The sequence below is a fragment of the Aeromonas sp. 600276 genome, from assembly GCF_049175815.1.
Taxonomy (GTDB): Bacteria; Pseudomonadota; Gammaproteobacteria; order Enterobacterales; family Aeromonadaceae; genus Aeromonas; species Aeromonas dhakensis.
This window is the reverse complement of sequence record NZ_JAAKVU010000004.1, coordinates 103,198-118,969: the sequence shown is the minus strand read 5'-3', so window position 1 is coordinate 118,969 and position 15,772 is coordinate 103,198. Positions and strand designations below refer to the sequence as shown.

General features: G+C 63.8%; 16 protein-coding genes. 6 read left to right on the top strand and 10 right to left on the bottom strand.

What is annotated here, in order from left to right; all coding sequences use genetic code 11:
* Position 1 precedes the first annotated feature (1 nt).
* Complete coding sequence (gene mscL, locus G5134_RS05455) at positions 2-412, bottom strand: large-conductance mechanosensitive channel protein MscL (protein WP_065016796.1); 411 nt, start codon at positions 410-412, stop codon at positions 2-4.
* Between the two features lie 258 nt (positions 413-670).
* Between mscL and G5134_RS05450 the strand changes: the two genes are divergently transcribed.
* The 6 genes from G5134_RS05450 to nqrE all read left to right on the top strand — a co-directional run bounded on the left by G5134_RS05450 (position 671) and on the right by nqrE (position 6,331).
* Positions 671-1,390, top strand: a complete 720-nt coding sequence (locus G5134_RS05450; protein WP_017788438.1) for a disulfide isomerase DsbC N-terminal domain-containing protein — start codon at positions 671-673, stop codon at positions 1,388-1,390.
* Positions 1,353-3,083 carry a single-stranded-DNA-specific exonuclease RecJ gene (recJ, locus tag G5134_RS05445; protein WP_065016797.1) on the top strand — a complete coding sequence of 577 codons (1,731 nt, stop codon included), beginning with the start codon at positions 1,353-1,355 and terminating at the stop codon, positions 3,081-3,083. Before G5134_RS05450 ends, recJ begins: the two co-directional genes overlap by 38 nt.
* 150 nt (positions 3,084-3,233) lie before the next feature.
* Positions 3,234-4,415: a MerR family transcriptional regulator gene (locus G5134_RS05440; RefSeq protein ID WP_065016798.1), complete on the top strand. Its 1,182-nt coding sequence runs from the start codon at positions 3,234-3,236 to the stop codon at positions 4,413-4,415.
* 40 nt (positions 4,416-4,455) lie between these two features.
* On the top strand, positions 4,456-4,959 hold the full coding sequence (locus G5134_RS05435) for a GNAT family N-acetyltransferase (protein ID WP_065016799.1): 504 nt from the start codon (positions 4,456-4,458) through the stop codon (positions 4,957-4,959).
* Positions 4,960-5,277: 318 nt separating this feature from the next.
* A complete protein-coding gene (locus G5134_RS05430; protein WP_082033526.1) occupies positions 5,278-5,571 on the top strand; it encodes a hypothetical protein in 294 nt (97 codons plus the stop codon).
* 160 nt (positions 5,572-5,731) lie between these two features.
* Positions 5,732-6,331: an NADH:ubiquinone reductase (Na(+)-transporting) subunit E gene (gene nqrE / locus G5134_RS05425; RefSeq protein ID WP_010633144.1), complete on the top strand. Its 600-nt coding sequence runs from the start codon at positions 5,732-5,734 to the stop codon at positions 6,329-6,331.
* 48 nt (positions 6,332-6,379) lie between these two features.
* Here the strand turns inward: nqrE and G5134_RS05420 are convergent, their stop codons facing one another.
* The 9 genes from G5134_RS05420 to mrdA all read right to left on the bottom strand — a co-directional run bounded on the left by G5134_RS05420 (position 6,380) and on the right by mrdA (position 15,726).
* Positions 6,380-6,949 (bottom strand): RBBP9/YdeN family alpha/beta hydrolase, encoded by a 570-nt coding sequence (locus G5134_RS05420; protein ID WP_065016800.1) that lies wholly within the window; start codon positions 6,947-6,949, stop codon positions 6,380-6,382.
* Between the two features lie 160 nt (positions 6,950-7,109).
* A complete protein-coding gene (lipA, locus tag G5134_RS05415) occupies positions 7,110-8,075 on the bottom strand; it encodes a lipoyl synthase (RefSeq protein WP_065016801.1) in 966 nt (321 codons plus the stop codon).
* Complete coding sequence (gene lipB, locus G5134_RS05410; protein ID WP_065016802.1) at positions 8,072-8,764, bottom strand: lipoyl(octanoyl) transferase LipB; 693 nt, start codon at positions 8,762-8,764, stop codon at positions 8,072-8,074. Before lipB ends, lipA begins: the two co-directional genes overlap by 4 nt.
* Before the next feature lie 95 nt (positions 8,765-8,859).
* Positions 8,860-9,123 carry a DUF493 family protein YbeD gene (gene ybeD / locus G5134_RS05405; RefSeq protein ID WP_005298227.1) on the bottom strand — a complete coding sequence of 88 codons (264 nt, stop codon included), beginning with the start codon at positions 9,121-9,123 and terminating at the stop codon, positions 8,860-8,862.
* Positions 9,124-9,417: 294 nt separating this feature from the next.
* A complete protein-coding gene (locus G5134_RS05400) occupies positions 9,418-10,614 on the bottom strand; it encodes a D-alanyl-D-alanine carboxypeptidase family protein (RefSeq protein ID WP_005298230.1) in 1,197 nt (398 codons plus the stop codon).
* A 194-nt stretch (positions 10,615-10,808) separates the two neighbouring features.
* Entirely contained in the window at positions 10,809-11,774 is a 966-nt protein-coding gene (locus tag G5134_RS05395; RefSeq protein ID WP_421231919.1) for a septal ring lytic transglycosylase RlpA family protein, read from the bottom strand.
* Positions 11,716-12,714, bottom strand: a complete 999-nt coding sequence (gene mltB, locus G5134_RS05390; RefSeq protein WP_408840216.1) for a lytic murein transglycosylase B — start codon at positions 12,712-12,714, stop codon at positions 11,716-11,718. The genes G5134_RS05395 and mltB overlap by 59 nt, the downstream gene beginning before the upstream one ends.
* Positions 12,714-13,817, bottom strand: a complete 1,104-nt coding sequence (rodA, locus tag G5134_RS05385) for a rod shape-determining protein RodA (RefSeq protein WP_005298235.1) — start codon at positions 13,815-13,817, stop codon at positions 12,714-12,716. The genes mltB and rodA overlap by 1 nt, the downstream gene beginning before the upstream one ends.
* Positions 13,810-15,726 (bottom strand): penicillin-binding protein 2, encoded by a 1,917-nt coding sequence (mrdA, locus tag G5134_RS05380; protein WP_017765125.1) that lies wholly within the window; start codon positions 15,724-15,726, stop codon positions 13,810-13,812. The genes rodA and mrdA overlap by 8 nt, the downstream gene beginning before the upstream one ends.
* Positions 15,727-15,772: the final 46 nt, after the last annotated feature.

Below are 15,772 nucleotides of genomic sequence, written 5' to 3'. Positions count from 1 at the left end.
CTTATTTTCCCTGTTGGGATTTCAGCAGATCGCGGATCTCGGTCAGCAGCTCCTGATCCTTGGTGGGGGCGGTCGGTGCCGCGGCTTCCTCTTCCTGCTTTTTCTTCAGGGTGTTGATGGCCTTGAGCCCCATGAAGATGGCGAAGGAGATGATCAGGAAGTCGATGATGGTCTGGATGAACTTGCCGTAGGCGATGACCACGGCCGGTGCACTGCCCTCGGCGGCCTTCAGGGTCACGGCGAGGTCGCTGAAGTCCACGCCCCCCAGGATCAGGCCGATGGGCGGCATGATCACGTCACCGACGAAGGAGGAGACGATCTTGCCGAAGGCGGCCCCGATGATGATACCGACCGCCATGTCGATGACGTTGCCTCTGGATGCAAAGGCCTTGAACTCTTGAATCAGACTCATTTTCCCCTCCAAAAATGGGCTAGCAGCGGCCTGGGCCGCCCTGGTGTTTGAATAATAAAGCATCAGGAAAACAGAGGATGACCATCGTGTTTCCTGTCGTCCCGGTTAGCTTGCTGGGGCTTTGCCCGATTGGCAACCTGTCAGATCGGGATTTTTTTGCGACCCTTCTATTAACCAATCAGTAATTAAGCAGTTGAGGCGAGCATATTTGCTGAGTAACCTTGTGAGTCCATTCGTTCATGCCAAGTGAGTAAAAAAGTGCACTATTTACTGCTGGGAATGATGCTGCTGGGCTCTTTTGCCGTCAGCGCGGGGATGGATCCCCAACTGTTGAAACAGACCATAGAGCGGCGGCTCGGGGTGCAGGTCTACCTGGTGGACGAGACTCCGGTCTCCGGCCTCTATCTGCTGGGCACGGCGCAGGGGCCCCTCTATACCGATGCCAGAGGCGACCATGTGCTGCTGGGCACCATGCTGGATCTGGCCCACGACATGAAGAACCTCACCATGCTGGGCCAGCGTCAACAGCGGCAGCTGGCCCTGGCCCAGATCGGCGAGCGGCGGATGCAGCTCAAGGCCGTGCCCGAGCGCCACCGCCTCACCCTGTTTACCGATCTCGCCTGCCGCGGCTGTCGCACCACCCTGGATGAGCTGTCCGCCTTGCAGGCGAGGGGGGTGAGCGTGCAGCTGCTGCCGGTGCTTGGCCCCTTTGCCGATCTGGCCGAGGCGCAGGCGCGCTGGTGCGATCCCGGGCTGCTGCGCGAACTCGAACTCAGTGATCGTTTGCCTGAGAGCGGCTGTAATGAGATCCTTGCCCATCATATCGGCCTGAGCCAGTGGCTCGGGATCAAGGCGCTGCCGAGCTGGGTCCTGCCAAATGGCGACCTGCTGCGCGGTTATCAGAGCCCTGAACAACTGCTCAAGATACTGGATCACATCGATGCCCCTGCTAATCCGTCGTCGTCCGCGCGTGGATGATACCCATCTGCCCGCCACCCTTCATCCCTTGCTGCGGCAAATCTTCGCCAGCCGTGGAGTCGAAGACCCTGCCCTGCTGGAGCGCAGCGCCAATCAGCTGTTGCCACCCCAGCGCCTGTTCGGCATGGCGCAGGCGGTGCCCCTGCTGGCCGAGGCGCTGACGGCGCAAAAGCGCATTCTCATCGTCGGTGACTTCGATTGTGACGGCGCCACCAGCTCGGCCCTGTGTGTGCTGGCCCTGCGCGCCATGGGTGGCCGCCACATCGACTTTCTGGTGCCCAACCGCTTCGAGTTCGGGTATGGCCTCACCCCCGAGATCGTCGAGCTGGCGGTGGCCCGCGGCGCCGAGTTCCTGATCACGGTGGACAACGGCATCTCCAGCCTTGCCGGGGTGGCGGCGGCCAAGGCGGCCGGCATGCAGGTACTGGTTACCGATCACCATTTGCCGGGCCAGGAGCTGCCTGACGCCGACGCGATAGTGAACCCCAACCAGCATGGCTGCGACTTCCCCTCCAAGTCGCTGGCCGGAGTCGGGGTAGCCTTCTACCTGATGGCCGCTCTCAACACCCACCTGCGTCAGAGCGGCTGGTATGAGCGGCAGGGGCTGCGCGCCCCCAACGTGGCGGACTACCTGGATCTGGTGGCCCTCGGCACGGTGGCCGATGTGGTGGCGCTCGATGGCAACAACCGCATCCTGGTCCATCAGGGCCTGCAGCGGATCCGGGCCGGCCGCTGCCGCCCCGGCATCCAGGCGCTGGTGGACGTGTCCGGTCGCGATGGTCGTCGCCTGTGCGCCGCCGATCTCGGCTTTGCGCTGGGGCCGCGCCTCAACGCGGTGGGCCGGCTCGACGACATGTCCCTCGGGGTCGCCTGCCTGCTGAGCGAGGACATCAACCTGGCGCGCCAGCTAGCATCCGAAATGGACAGCCTCAACCAGGAGCGCAAGGAAATAGAGCAGGGGATGCAGCAGGAGGCGCTGGCCACCCTGGAGCAGATCCGGTTTCGTGATGGCGAGGTGCCCTCCGGTATCGTGCTGCACCGGGACGAGTGGCATCAGGGGGTGGTGGGGCTGGTGGCCTCCAAGGTGAAGGAGAAGTACTACCGCCCGGTCATCGCGTTTGCCGAGAGCAGTGAGACCGAGCTCAAGGGCTCCGGGCGCTCCATCCCCGGGGTGCACCTGCGCGATGCGCTGGAACTGCTCGATACCCGTCACCCCGGCCTGATGGGCAAGTTTGGCGGCCACGCCATGGCGGCGGGGCTGACCCTTCCCAAGGCCAATATCGAGGCTTTCGGGCGGGCGTTCGAGGCGGTCATCGGCGAGCTGGTGACCCCTGAGCTCTTGACCGGGGTGCTGCTCACCGACGGCGAACTGCTGCCGGACGAGCTCACCCTCGAGCTGGCGGAGCTGATCCGCGCCTCCGGCCCCTGGGGTCAGGCCTTCCCCGAGCCGCTGTTCGATGGCGAATTCGTGCTGGTGCAGCAGCGGCTGGTGGGGGAGAAGCACCTCAAGATGATGCTGACCACGGATTCCGGCCACGCGGTGGATGCCATCGCCTTCGGGGTCGACTTGCAGCGCTGGCCCGATGCCTCGGTCAAACGGGTGCGGCTGGTCTACCGGCTCGACGTCAACGAGTGGCGTGGCAACCGCAGCGTGCAGCTGCTGGTGGAGCATCTGGAGGCCGCCGGCCTCTGATCCCGCGAGTCTCTCTTGCTGCCGATGACGGCCACCTCAGGGTGGCCGTTTTTTTATGGTATGAACCCGGATTTTGCCGTTGACCCGTCTATTGCTTCACAGTTTAAGCTTTCCTTCATCGGGTCACGGACCCCACTGAGAGTCGCTGTCATGAAAATATCCGAACTGGCCAGGCGCTGCGGCCTGGCCCGCTCCACCCTGCTCTATTACGAGAAGCTGGGGGTGATTGCGGGAACGAGAGGCACCAACGGTTATCGCCACTACGACGATGAAGATCTGCAGCGGCTGCGGATGGTGCAGGCCCTGCAGGCGGGCGGGCTCAGCCTCAAGCAGTGCCTCGCCTGTCTGGCGGGGGAGCTGGAGCAGGCAACGCTGCAGACCCGGGTCAGGGAGCTGGATGAGGAGCTGGCGCGGATGCAACGCGCCAGGGATCTGCTGGCGGATCTCGCTGGTTTGCGTGCGCACTCCGGCGACGAGTTCAAGGCCTGGCAGTTGCAACTGCAGCATCAAGCCCCGCAGGCCTACTTCGACTGGGTGATGAAGCAGGGATTCAGTGAAAAGGAGCGCTACCACTTGCAGTGGCTGAGCAAAGACATGAACGAGCATGATCGCTACATCCAGGATTTTAAACAGTTGCTGGATGGCATGAGCTATTGGGGGCCGGGGGATTGCGCCTTCACTCAGCAGCAGTTTGCCGCGCTGCCCATGGCACCTCGCCGGATCCTCGACATGGGCTGCGGGCGCGGCGCCGCCACCCTGGCGCTGGCACAGGTGACGGATGCCGCCATCGTGGCCATCGACCTCGACGAGGAGGCGCTGGCCGCCGTGGCCAGATCGGTCAGCGCGGCTGGCTTTGAGCAGGTCACTACCCTGTGCGCCAACATGGCGGCGCTGCCGGTGGAGCTGGCCCCCGCCGACCTTATCTGGGCCGAAGGGAGCGCCTACACCATAGGGGTGGCCAATGCGCTCAAAGCCTGGCGGGCGCACCTTGCCGGCCCTGATGCCTGCATCGTGCTGAGCGACCTGGTGTGGCTGACCGACACGCCGCCAGAGGAGGCGCTGGCGTTCTGGCAACGGGATTATCCTGCCATGCAGACCCTGGCTGGCCTGCTCAAGACGGTGCAGGAGGCGGGGTATCGCTGCCTGTGGCACACCCAGTTGCCGCAAAGGGCCTGGCACAACTATCTGGATCCCATCGAGCGCAATCTGGCGCGCCATCGCGCCGAGCTGGGGGATAGCCCAGCCTGGCAGGATCTGAGCCGGGAAGTGGCCATTCACCGCCAATACCTGGGCAGCTACGGCTATGTGATCTGCTGCCTGCAGGCAGTCTGATCAGAACATCCATTGAAAGAGAGCAAACGGAGAAACCCTTATGAACATCCTCATTCGACCGGAAACGGTCACCGATCAAGACGCCATTGAAGCGGTGACCGTGGCCGCATTCCTCAAGGCCCCCCATACCGATCACAACGAGCAGCTGATCGTGCGCGATCTGCGCCAGGCCGGGGCACTCAGTCTGTCGCTGGTGGCGGAGCAGGCGGGGCGAGTGGTCGGCCACCTCTGCTTCTCGCCGGTGACCATCAGCGATGGCAGCGAACGCTGGTATGGTCTTGGCCCCATTTCCGTCTCCCCCGAGCTGCACGGCAAGGGGCTGGGTTCACGGCTGATGGAGGCGGGTCTGGCCGAGCTCAAGGGGATGGGAGCGGCCGGCTGCGTGGTGCTGGGGGATCCCGGCTTCTACGGTCGTTTCGGCTTCGTGTCCGAGCCGGGGTTGACGCTGCCCGGCGTGCCGGCCGAGTACTTCATGGCCCGCTCGTTCGGCGCTGCCATGCCCAGTGGTGAAGTGCGCTACCATCAGGCCTTTGAGCAGGGGTGAGTCCTCACCATGAGAGCAGGCGTCATGGCGCTTGCTCTCACGGTGGTTTTTAATTGCTGGATTTTTTGATAATCAGGGCTTTTAGCATCGATTAAAGCTGATTTACCATATGGTAAATTCAATAAATCTAGGAATTGTGATAAATTCGCCCCTCTTGTTCCTCTTTGTTTGAACCGGATGCATCCCTTGCTGCCCCCTGGCCGACTGTCGACCTGGTCGATGGCCCTCGCCATCGCCTGCCTTCTCTGGCTTGCCGCCTCTGCCGCGGCAGGGGTCGTTGCAACCCCGGGGCCGGCAAAGGGAGGGCAGGAGGGCTCGATGCAGCTGCACGAGCCGGCCCAGCGGGGGCTGCTCGACAGCGCCAGCCTGCCGCCAGCCTCCCAGTGGCGCCTCGGCTTCGAGCAGGGGCGACGACTGGAAGGGGCCGCTCATGCCGAGCTCTACCAGATGCTGCTGGCCTGGTTCCAGCACGAGATCCTCGGCCTGCTCTGCGGCCTGCTGTTCTTCCTGCCCCTCATCTACCTCAGGCAGCTGGCCGACCACTTCGGCTATCTGCATCGGCGGCTGCGATGCTGCCACCATCTGCAATTTCGGTTCTGCCACAGCGACTAGAGGCCGGCTGCACGCCACGCGCCCGTTCGATCCGATCCTGATCCCAGCCACAGAGTACTGCCTGCGGGCCAGGCTCCGATCCGGCGCCTCTTGCACCGCCTTCGTGCCCGCTTGCGCGCAGGGAGGCGGCTCCCGTTCGTACCCGTTGTGAGCCGACCCGATGGACTATTACGTAAACCTCTTCATTCAATCGATCTTTGTCGAAAACCTAGCGCTGGCCTTCTTCCTTGGCATGTGCACCTTCCTGGCCGTTTCCAAGAACATCAACACCGCCTTCGGCCTTGGCCTGACGGTGCTGGTGGTCATGGTGATCGCCATTCCTCTCAACAACCTGATCTACCGCCATATCCTGCGCCCGGAGAGCACCTTTCTCGGCGAGTTTGATCTGAGCTTTCTCGATTTCATCGTCTACATCGGGGTGCTGGCGGCGCTGGTGCAGGTGATGGAGATGGTGCTCGACAAGCACTTTCCGGCGCTGCATCACGCGCTCGGCATCTATCTGCCGCTGCTGACGGTGCACTGTGCCATCTTCGGCGGGGTGATGTTCATGGCGCAGCGGGACTACGACTTCATCGAATCCGTGGTGTATGGAGCGGGCTCAGGCCTGGGCTGGCTGCTGGCCATCGTCGCCATCGCCGGCCTGCGCCAGAAGATGAAGTATGCGGATGTGCCAGAGGGGTTGAGGGGGATTGGCATCACTTTCATCGTGGCCGGGCTGATGTCGCTCGGCTTCATGTCCTTCTCCGGCATGTCGTTCTAGCCGGGTAGAAAACAACAACGGCCACCCTGGTGGCCGTTGTTGTCTGCCTCAGCCCTCCGCCAGCATGGCGAGCAGCCGGTCACGCACCAGCGGCAGGGTCAGAAAGCCGTCCCGGTCGAGGAAGTGGCCGCCATGCTCCAGGCTGTAGAGTGGCGCGGCCAGTCGCTCGCTCAGGTGCTGGCTGTAGGGATAGGGCACGATGGCATCATCCCGGGAGGCGACCACCACCCGGCGGGGGGCCAGCGCCATGATGCGGGCCGGGTCATAATCCGGGGTCATGAAGGGATCCAGCTCCGGCAGGGTGTGCAGCGGCTGATCGAAACCGGAGACCAGCAGGATCCCCCCCACCTGGCTGCCGGCGGGCAGCCGGTCGAGCTGACGCAGTATGGTGATGCAGCCGAGGCTGTGGCCGAGCAGGAAGGTGCGCTCGTCGTGATCCCGCACCAGGCTGTCCATGGCCGCGTCCCAGGTGGCGGGCTTTGGGTGGTGGGGGTCAGGCATGGCCAGCACCTCGACCCGGACATCCCGGGCCTCGAGTTCGGCCTTGAGCCAGGGAAACCAGTGAGAATCGGGGGAGGCGGTATAACCGTGCACGATGAAGAGGCGGGTTTGAGACATGGCATATCCTGGGCGGTTGACGATAACGGCGCCACATCATAACAGCGACCAAGGCCCCTCGACATGCCCGTTTCGGGGGCGCCGACCAGCAGGATGAGCTTTGCGACCTGCATAAAAAAGAGCGCCACAAGGCGCTCTTTTGCTGTCGGTGGGCAGAGGCTTATTTGACCTCTTCCCCCTTGGCTTGCAGATCCGCGTGGTAGGAGGATCGCACGAAGGGGCCGCAGGCGGCGTGGCTGAAGCCGAGCTCCATGGCCACGTCTTTGAGCTCGTCGAACTCTGCGGGCGGCACGTAGCGCTTCACCGGCAGGTGGTGGCGGCTCGGCTGCAGGTACTGACCCAGGGTCAGCATGTTGACGCCGTGCTCGCGCAGGTCCTTGAGCACCTGGACTATCTCTTCATTGGTTTCGCCCAGACCCATCATGACGCCGGATTTGGTCGGCACATGGGGGTGCATCTCCTTGATGCGGCGCAGCAGCTCCAGGGACCACTTGTAGTCGGCACCCGGGCGGGCGACCCGGTACATGCGCGGGGCGGTTTCCAGGTTGTGGTTGAAGACGTCGGGCGGGGTCTCGCGGAACACCTCCAGCGCCTGCTCCATCCGGCCGCGGAAGTCCGGGGTCAGGATCTCGATGCGGGTCTGCGGGCTGTGCTCGCGGATCTGCTTGATGCAGTCGGCGAAGTGCTGGGCACCGCCGTCGCGCAGATCGTCGCGGTCCACCGAGGTGATCACCACGTACTTGAGGTTCATCTCCTTGATGGTCAGCGCCAACTTCTTCGGTTCTTCCGGGTCGAGCGCCAGCGGGCGGCCGTGGGCCACATCGCAGAAGGGGCAACGACGGGTACAGATGGCGCCCATGATCATGAAGGTGGCGGTGCCGTGGTTGAAGCACTCCGCCAGGTTGGGGCAGGAGGCTTCCTCACACACCGAGTGCAGCTTGTTCTTGCGCAGGGTGCTCTTGATGTGCTCGATCTTCTGGCTCGACGGTGGCAGCTTGATCCGCATCCAGTCAGGCTTGCGCAGCACTTCTTCGTTGGGATCCGGCATGAATTTCACCGGGATCAGGGCCATCTTGTCGCCATCGCGCAGCTTGACGCCCGGCTCCATACGAACGGGTTTGCTCATGATTCACTCTCGGTGTTTGTTATTGTTTGATAACCAATCAGGCGGGCCAGTTCGGCCACCAGGATGGATTGCGCCTCGGCCACGCTCTGCGGGCCGCCCAGGGCGCTGGTCTGGGTCATGGCCATGCCCGCATAGCCGCACGGGTTGATGCGCAGGAAGGGGGTCATGTCCATGTTGATGTTGAGGGCCAGCCCGTGGAACGAGCAGCCCTTGCGAATGCGCAGGCCAAGGGAGGCCAGTTTGGCCTCCATGCCGAGCTCGTTCTTCACGTAGACCCCGGGGGCATCGGGTTTGGCATAAGCCTCAATCCCGCTCTTGGCCAGGGTATTGATGATGGCGGTCTCCAGGCAGGTCACCAGCTCGCGTACCGTCAGCTTGCTGCGGCGCACGTCCACCAGCACGTAGAGCACCAGCTGGCCCGGGCCGTGATAGGTCACCTGACCGCCGCGATCGCTCTGCACCACCGGGATATCGCCGGGGGCGAGCAGGTGTTCGGCCTTGCCGGCCTGCCCCTGGGTGTAGACGGGGTCATGCTCCACCACCCAGAACTCGTCCGGGGTGTCGGGGGAGCGGCTGTCGGTGAAGGCCTTCATGGCATCCCATACCGGCTGGTAGGGACGACGGCCCAGCTGTCTCACCAGCAGCTGGCTGGCGGACTGTGATGACTCGGCGGGAGTTTGGGGTGACATCTTTCCTCACTGACAGGCGCTTGGGTCGGCCGGCACGGCGCTGGTCGCCGGCGGCAAATAATCAGTCGCCCCGGTGGCGGGGCGAAAGAGGCGACTTACAGGACGTAGCGAACCAGTTCTATGTTGCCGAGGGCGGTATACATGGCTTCGATATGTTCCTTGCTCTGGGCAGTCACAGTGACCCGGACCGAGTGGTAGTTGCCCTTGGAGCTGGGCTGGACGGTCGGGCTGTAGGTGCCGGGGGCGTGCTGCTGCAGCACTTCCACCACCATGTCCGGCAGGGCCGGGTCGGCAACGCCGAGCACCTTGAACGGGAACTTGCAGGGGAACTCCAGCAGTTCATCAAACTTGGTATTCATTTACTCACCTTTTGCGGTCGTCGCGAGACGACTTTCTTGCTTGTGGCTAATGGCCGTTGGCCCCTCGGGGCCGCCATGCCCCCGTCTGTGCGGGGCACTGCTCAAGTGTATATGGGCATTGCCCGGGCCGGGATCAAGGCCGGACCGGCAGACAAGGGATGGAGGTGCTGCTTTTTACCACAAATCGTCAGTCGGCGGAACCTGCAGTTTACAGGGTTATTGACTGGCCCGACCCCAAAAAGACAGCAGCGGCGCCTGTTGGCGCCGCTGTTTGGTCGGGATCCTGCGTGTGGATTACTTGAACCAGCTGGAAACCAGCATCACCAGGTAGTCCCACAGACGGCTCATCAGGCCACCCTCTTGCACCTCTTCCAGGGCGACCAGCGGTACCTGCTTGATCTCCTTGTCCCCTTGCTTGAGGAACACGGTGCCGACACGCTGACCCTTGGCCAGCGGTGCCTTCAGCTCGCTCTCGAGCTGGAAGTCCGCCTTGAGGTTGTTGCCCTGGCCACGGGTGACCAGCACGGAGACGTCCTTGTCGACGCCCAGCTTCACTTCCGGCTTGTCGCCCATCCAGATCTTCTGGGTCACCAGCTCGGTGCCCGCCTTGTAGGGGGTCAGGCTCTGGAAGAAGCGGAAACCGTAGGTGAGCAGCTTCTTGCTCTCGGCGGCGCGGGAGGCTTCGCTGCTGGCGCCCAGTACCACGGCGATCAGGCGCATGCCTTCGTTGTTGGTAGCGGAGGAGACCAGGTTGTAGCCGACCTGGCTGACGTGGCCGGTCTTGATGCCGTCAACCTGCAGGGATTGATCCCACAGCAGGCGGTTGCGGTTGTGCTGGGTGATGCCGTTGAACACGAAGGATTTCTGGGCGTAGATCTTGTACTCCTCCGGCAGGTCGCGGATCAGGGCCTGGCCCAGGCGCGCCATGTCGTGAGCGGTACTGTAGTGACCTTCCGCATCCAGACCGTGCGGGTTCATGAAGTGGCTGTCGTTCATGCCGAGCTTGGCGGCCCAGCTGTTCATCAGGCTGGCGAAGGAGTCGGTGCTGCCCGCCAGGAATTCGGCCATGGCGACGCAGGCGTCGTTGCCGGACTGGATGATGATGCCCTTGTTCAGGTCATCGACGGAGACCTGCTTGCCCACCTCGATGAACATCTTGGAGGAGTCGGAGTAGTTCTTGGACCAGGCGTTCTGGCTGATGGTCACCATGTCGGTGCGCTTGATGTTCCCCTTCAGCAGCTCCTGGCCGATGATGTAGGAGGTCATCATCTTGGTCAGACTGGCGGGCGGCAGACGCTCTTCGGCGTTCTGCTCGGCCAGTACCTGACCGGAGTAGTAGTCGATCAGGATGTGGGCCTTGGCGGAGATCTCCGGCGCGGCGGGAACCACCACGGGGTTGGCGTTCGGCGTCGGGGTCGGTACAGGCGTGTTGGCCTGGGCGGTGGCGCTTATCAGGGAGGCCAGAATAACTGAACGGGCAAATTTGGACATCTTGAAATTCCTGGTGCCTGGTTGGGGTAACCCAAGTTAAAAATGCGGGCTTCACTATACCAGAAGCGACCGTCGGTCAAAGCCCGACGTGCCATCTGGTCTGGTTTTTTCTCCCTCCGTAGCCGCCATCACGCCGGGAAACGACGTGATGGCGGGCCACAGAGGGCGGTTCGGTCAGCTTGAGACTGAGACGCTCAGGGGACGATGAAGGCTTGCTCCAGCCCCCCCTGGCGCACTTTCTCCAGGGTGGCGGCCTGCTGGTCGGCAGGCACGGGGCCGATCAGCACCCGGAAGATGGCACCATGGGCGTCCACCCGATAGGGCAGGCCGTGACGCTGGGTCATCACCTTGCCCATCGCCTCCGCCCGTACCTGCGAGCCGCTGGCCAGCACCTGGATCATCTTGCCCTCGCCGCTGCTGGCGGGCGCCGCCGTCTTGGCCGCTGCCGGTTTGGCGGGTTTGGTGACCGGCGCCTTGACGGGGGCCGGCTCTTCTGCCGTCGGCGTGGCCATGGCCAGCTCGGTGGGTTGGCCGACGAAGCCGTCCTGAGCGACGGGGGCCGCGGCGGCCGGGGTGGTCGGCGTCATCTCGATGGGCTTCATGGGGGCCATGAGTACCATCTGATCCGGGGTGTCGTTGATTAGCTCGAGCCGTACCCGCGCCTCGCCCCCTTCCACCATCCCCAACTGCGTGGCGGCGGCATGGGAGAGGTCGATCAGCCGATCGCTGCCGAAGGGGCCGCGATCGTTGACCCGCACTATGGTCTCCTGCCCGTTGTCCAGGTTGGTGACCCGCACATAGCTTGGCAGCGGCAGGTTGCGGTGGGCAGCGCTGAACAGCTTGCTGTCCTGCACGTCGCCGTTGGCGGTCTTCTGGCCGTCCAGATCCTGGGAGAGCCAGCTGGCGGTCCCCTCTTCGCTGTAGTGTTTGATGTCGCGCCACACCTCGTTCTTCTGCTTGCCAATCCAGTAGTCACGGTTGCCGCTGGCGCTCAGGGGCTCGGGACGCGGGATGGCGCCGGTGGCCTGCGGGATCTCGATGACCTGGGGTTTTTCCGGCTGGACCGGTTCGGGAGGCGGGGGAAGCTGTTCCGGCTGGCTGCTACAGGCGGCCAGCAACAAGGTCAGGCTGAGCGGGAGAAGTTTGTGGCTGTAATGCATACGCGTCCTGGATTGCTTGACTGAGTTGATGCACCGCCATCGCATAGAGCGGGCTGCGGTTATAGCGGGTGATCACGTAAAAATTGTGGCGCGCGACCCAGTATTCCGGTCCATCGGCCTGTTCCAATGCCAGCAGTTTCACCGGCGTGTCGGGTGCCAGCGGGGTGGCGAGTTCAATGCCCGCGGCGGCCAGCTCGGCCCAGGTCTGGGTCAGCTCGGGGGCCGGCCCCAGCAGGGTACCCACTGGCGCCAGTCCGATCAAGGCGGGTTCGACCGCCGACTCCCCCCAGCGCCACTGATGCTCGGCAAAATAGTTGGCGACGCTGCCGATGGCATCCACCGGGTTGGCGAACAGATCGCGCTTGCCGTCGCCGTCGAAGTCGACCGCATAGTGGCGATAGCTGGAGGGCATGAACTGACCCATCCCCATGGCGCCGGCATAGGAGCCCTTCAGGCGTGTGAGCGGCCACTTCTCTTCCCGGGCAAGCAGCACCAGCTGGGCAAACTCCTTGGCGAAGAAGTCGGCCCGCTCGGGGTAGTGGAAGCCCAGGGTGTAGAGGCTGTCTAGCACCGGATGGCGGCCCATCTGGCGGCCGTAGAAGGTCTCGATGCCGATGATGGCGACGATGAGGGAGGCCGGCACCTGATAGGTCTGCTCGGCCCGTGCCAGGGTGGCGGCGTGGCGTTGCCAGAAGCCGACCCCGTCCCGGATCCGCTCCTGGGTAATGAACAGCGGCCGGTAGCGATGCCAGGGTTTGGCCTCCCAGGGGCGGCTGATGGTGTCGAGCACCTCCTGGCGCAGGCTGGCCTGGGCGGTGGCGGCCTGCAACTCGGCCAGCGGCACCTGCTGCTGCTCGGCGAGCCGGGCGAGCCCCGGGGGCTCGACGGCCGCCGCTGCGTTCAGGGCAACGAGCGAGAGCAGAAAACCGGCCAGTCGCATCAGGCCAGCAGCCTTCTGTGGGTCTGGATGGACATCAGGATGCCGAAGCCGGCCATCAGGGTCACCATGGAGGTGCCGCCGTAGCTCACCAGCGGCAGGGGGACCCCCACCACGGGCAGGATACCGCTCACCATCCCCATGTTGACGAACACGTAGACGAAGAAGGTCAGCGTCAGGGCACCGCCCAGCAGGCGTTCGAAGCTGTTCTGGGCCTGCATGGAGATAAACAGGCAGCGGCTGATGATGTAGAGGTAGATCACCAGCAAGAGGGCGACCCCCACCAGACCGAACTCCTCGCTGAACACCGCGAAGATAAAGTCGGTGTGGCGTTCTGGTAAAAACTCCAGCTGGGACTGGGTCCCCTGCAGCCAGCCCTTGCCGAACACGCCGCCGGAGCCGATCGCTATCTTGGACTGAATGATGTGGTAGCCGCGGCCGAGCGGATCCTTCTCCGGGTCCAGCAGCATCAACACCCGCTGGCGCTGGTAGTCGTGCATCAGGAAGAACCAGAGCACCGGCATGAAGGCGCAGATGAGCAGCACTGCGAGCCCGATGAGCCACCAGCTGATCCCTGCCAGGAAGATGACGAAGAAGCCGGAGGCGGCCACCAGGATGGAGGTGCCAAGGTCGGGCTGGGCCGCGATCAGCAGGGTGGGCAGCAGCACCATGATGAGGCTCAGCACCAGGTGGCTGAACTTGGGCGGCAGCGAATGACGGCTGAGCCAGGCGGCCACCATGATGGGCATGGAGAGCTTCATCACCTCGGAGGGCTGGAACTTCATGAAGCCGAGGTCCAGCCAGCGCTGGGCCCCCTTGCCGATGTGGCCGAACACGTCCACCGCGATGAGCAGCAGCACCACCACTGCGAACAGAGGCACCGACCAGCGGGCATAGAGGGAGGGCGGCAGCTGGGCCATGCCGATCATCAGGGCGAACGCCAGTCCGCCGCGCACCAGCTGGCGCACGATGGAGTCGACGTCCTGACCGGAGGCGGAGTAGAGCACCACCATGGAGAGGGACATCAGGGTCAGCAGGCCGAGCAGCAGCGGCAAGTCGATGTGCAGCTTGTACCAGATGCTCTGCTGGCGAGCGGAGTTACTCATGAGAGGCAACCTCTTCGGATTGGGGCTTCTTGGCCGGTGCCGGCGGCAGCTGGGGCTCCGGCGGCAGCAGATAGGCATCCAGCATGTTGCGGGCGACCGGCGCCGCCATGGCGCTGCCGCCCCCGGCGTTCTCCAGCACCAGGGCGACCACCGCCTTGGGTGCTTCGAACGGGGCGAACGAGACGAACAGGGCGTTGTCGCGATGCTCCACCTTGGTGGTGGCCGCGTTGTAGACCTGGTTCTCCTTGAGGCCCACCACCTGGGCAGTGCCGGACTTGCCTGCCGCCTTGTAGGGGGTGTTGGCAAAGGCACGCCGGCCGGTCCCTTCGTGGCCGTTGATGACCCGCCACATGCCGTCCTTGGCCACCTGCCAGTAGCTGTCGCTCTTGGTCTGGATGGCCATGTTGGGGTTGATGGGGGCGTTGACCACGCCATCGATGGAGGCGGTGCTCTTGAGCAGGTGCGGCGTCACGTCGTGGCCGTTCTGGGTCAGGATGCTGATGGCCTTGGCCAGCTGGATCGGGGTGGCGCTCCAGTAGCCCTGGCCGATGCCGATGGAGATGGTATCACCCTGATACCAGGGCTGGCGCCAGCGGGCCATCTTCCAGTCGCGGGACGGCATGACCCCCTTGGTCTCTTCGTAGATGTCGACACCGCTGTACTGACCGAAGCCGAACCTGGTCATGTAGCTGTTGATCTTGTCGATGCCGACCCGGTAGGCGAGATCGTAGAAGTAGGTATCCGCCGACACCTCGATGGCGCGATAGACGTCGAGCCAGCCGTGGCCCCAGCGGCGCCAGTCGCGAAACTTCTTGGTGGTGCCGGGGATGGAGAAGCTGGGGCCGCCAAAGTAGCGGTAGTTGGGGGTGATGGCCCCCTCGTTGAGCCCCATCACCGCCATCATGGGCTTGACGGTGGAGGCGGGGGCATAGATGCCCTGGGTGGTGCGGTTCACCAGCGGCCGGGCCGGATCGTTGAGCAGCGCCGAGTAGTTGGCGCTGGAGATGCCGGTCACGAACAGGTTGGGGTCATAGCTCGGGCTCGACTCCATGGCCAGGAGGGCACCGGTATTGGGATCCATCATCACGATGGCGCCGCGGCGGCCGGCCAGCAGCTGCTGGGCCTTGAGCTGCAGGCGGATGTCGATGTTGAGGTAGATGTCCTTGCCGGGCTCGGGCGGCTGGAATTTCAGGGTGCGCACCACCCGGCCGCGGTTGTTGACCTCGACCTCCTGGTAGCCTGCCACGCCGTGCAGCTGATCCTCGTAGTACTTCTCCACCCCCTGCTTGCCGATATCCTTGGTGGCGGCATAGTTGGCGAGCTTGTCCTCCTTGTCGAGGCGCTCCACGTCGCGGGTGTTGATCTTGGCCACGTAACCCAGCGCATGGGTCAGGGTGTCGCCAAACGGGTAATAGCGCTTGAGGTAGGCCTCGATGCTGGCACCCGGGTAGTTGTGCTGGTTGACCGAGAAAAGAGCGACCTGATACTCGGTCAGCTTCTCGTACAGGGCGACCGGCTTGAAGCGGCGCTGGCGTTTCACCTCGGCCAGGAACTTCTCCTTGGTCCCCTCCGGCAGCTTCAGCAGGGCGATCAGCTCGTCGGCGGTCTTCTCCAGATCCTTGGTCTCTTCCGGCACGATCTCGAGGCTGTAGACCGGGCGGTTTTCCGCCAGCAGCACGCCGTTGGTGTCATAGATGAGGCCGCGCGGCGGCGCCACCGGCACGACGCGTATGCGGTTGTCGTTGGAACGGGTCTGGTAGGTGTCGTAAGACTCTACTTGCAGGTAGTAGAGATTGCCCAGCAGCACCAGCATCAGCACTATCATGCCAACGTAGGCGACTAGGGTTCGTCGGAAGAAGAGGCGACCCTCGGCGCTGTGGTCGCGCATTTCGATGCGAGTCTTCAGCATGCCGCTACCTTATGACTGTCGAGCAGGTGAGAAACGGGGTGCAGAT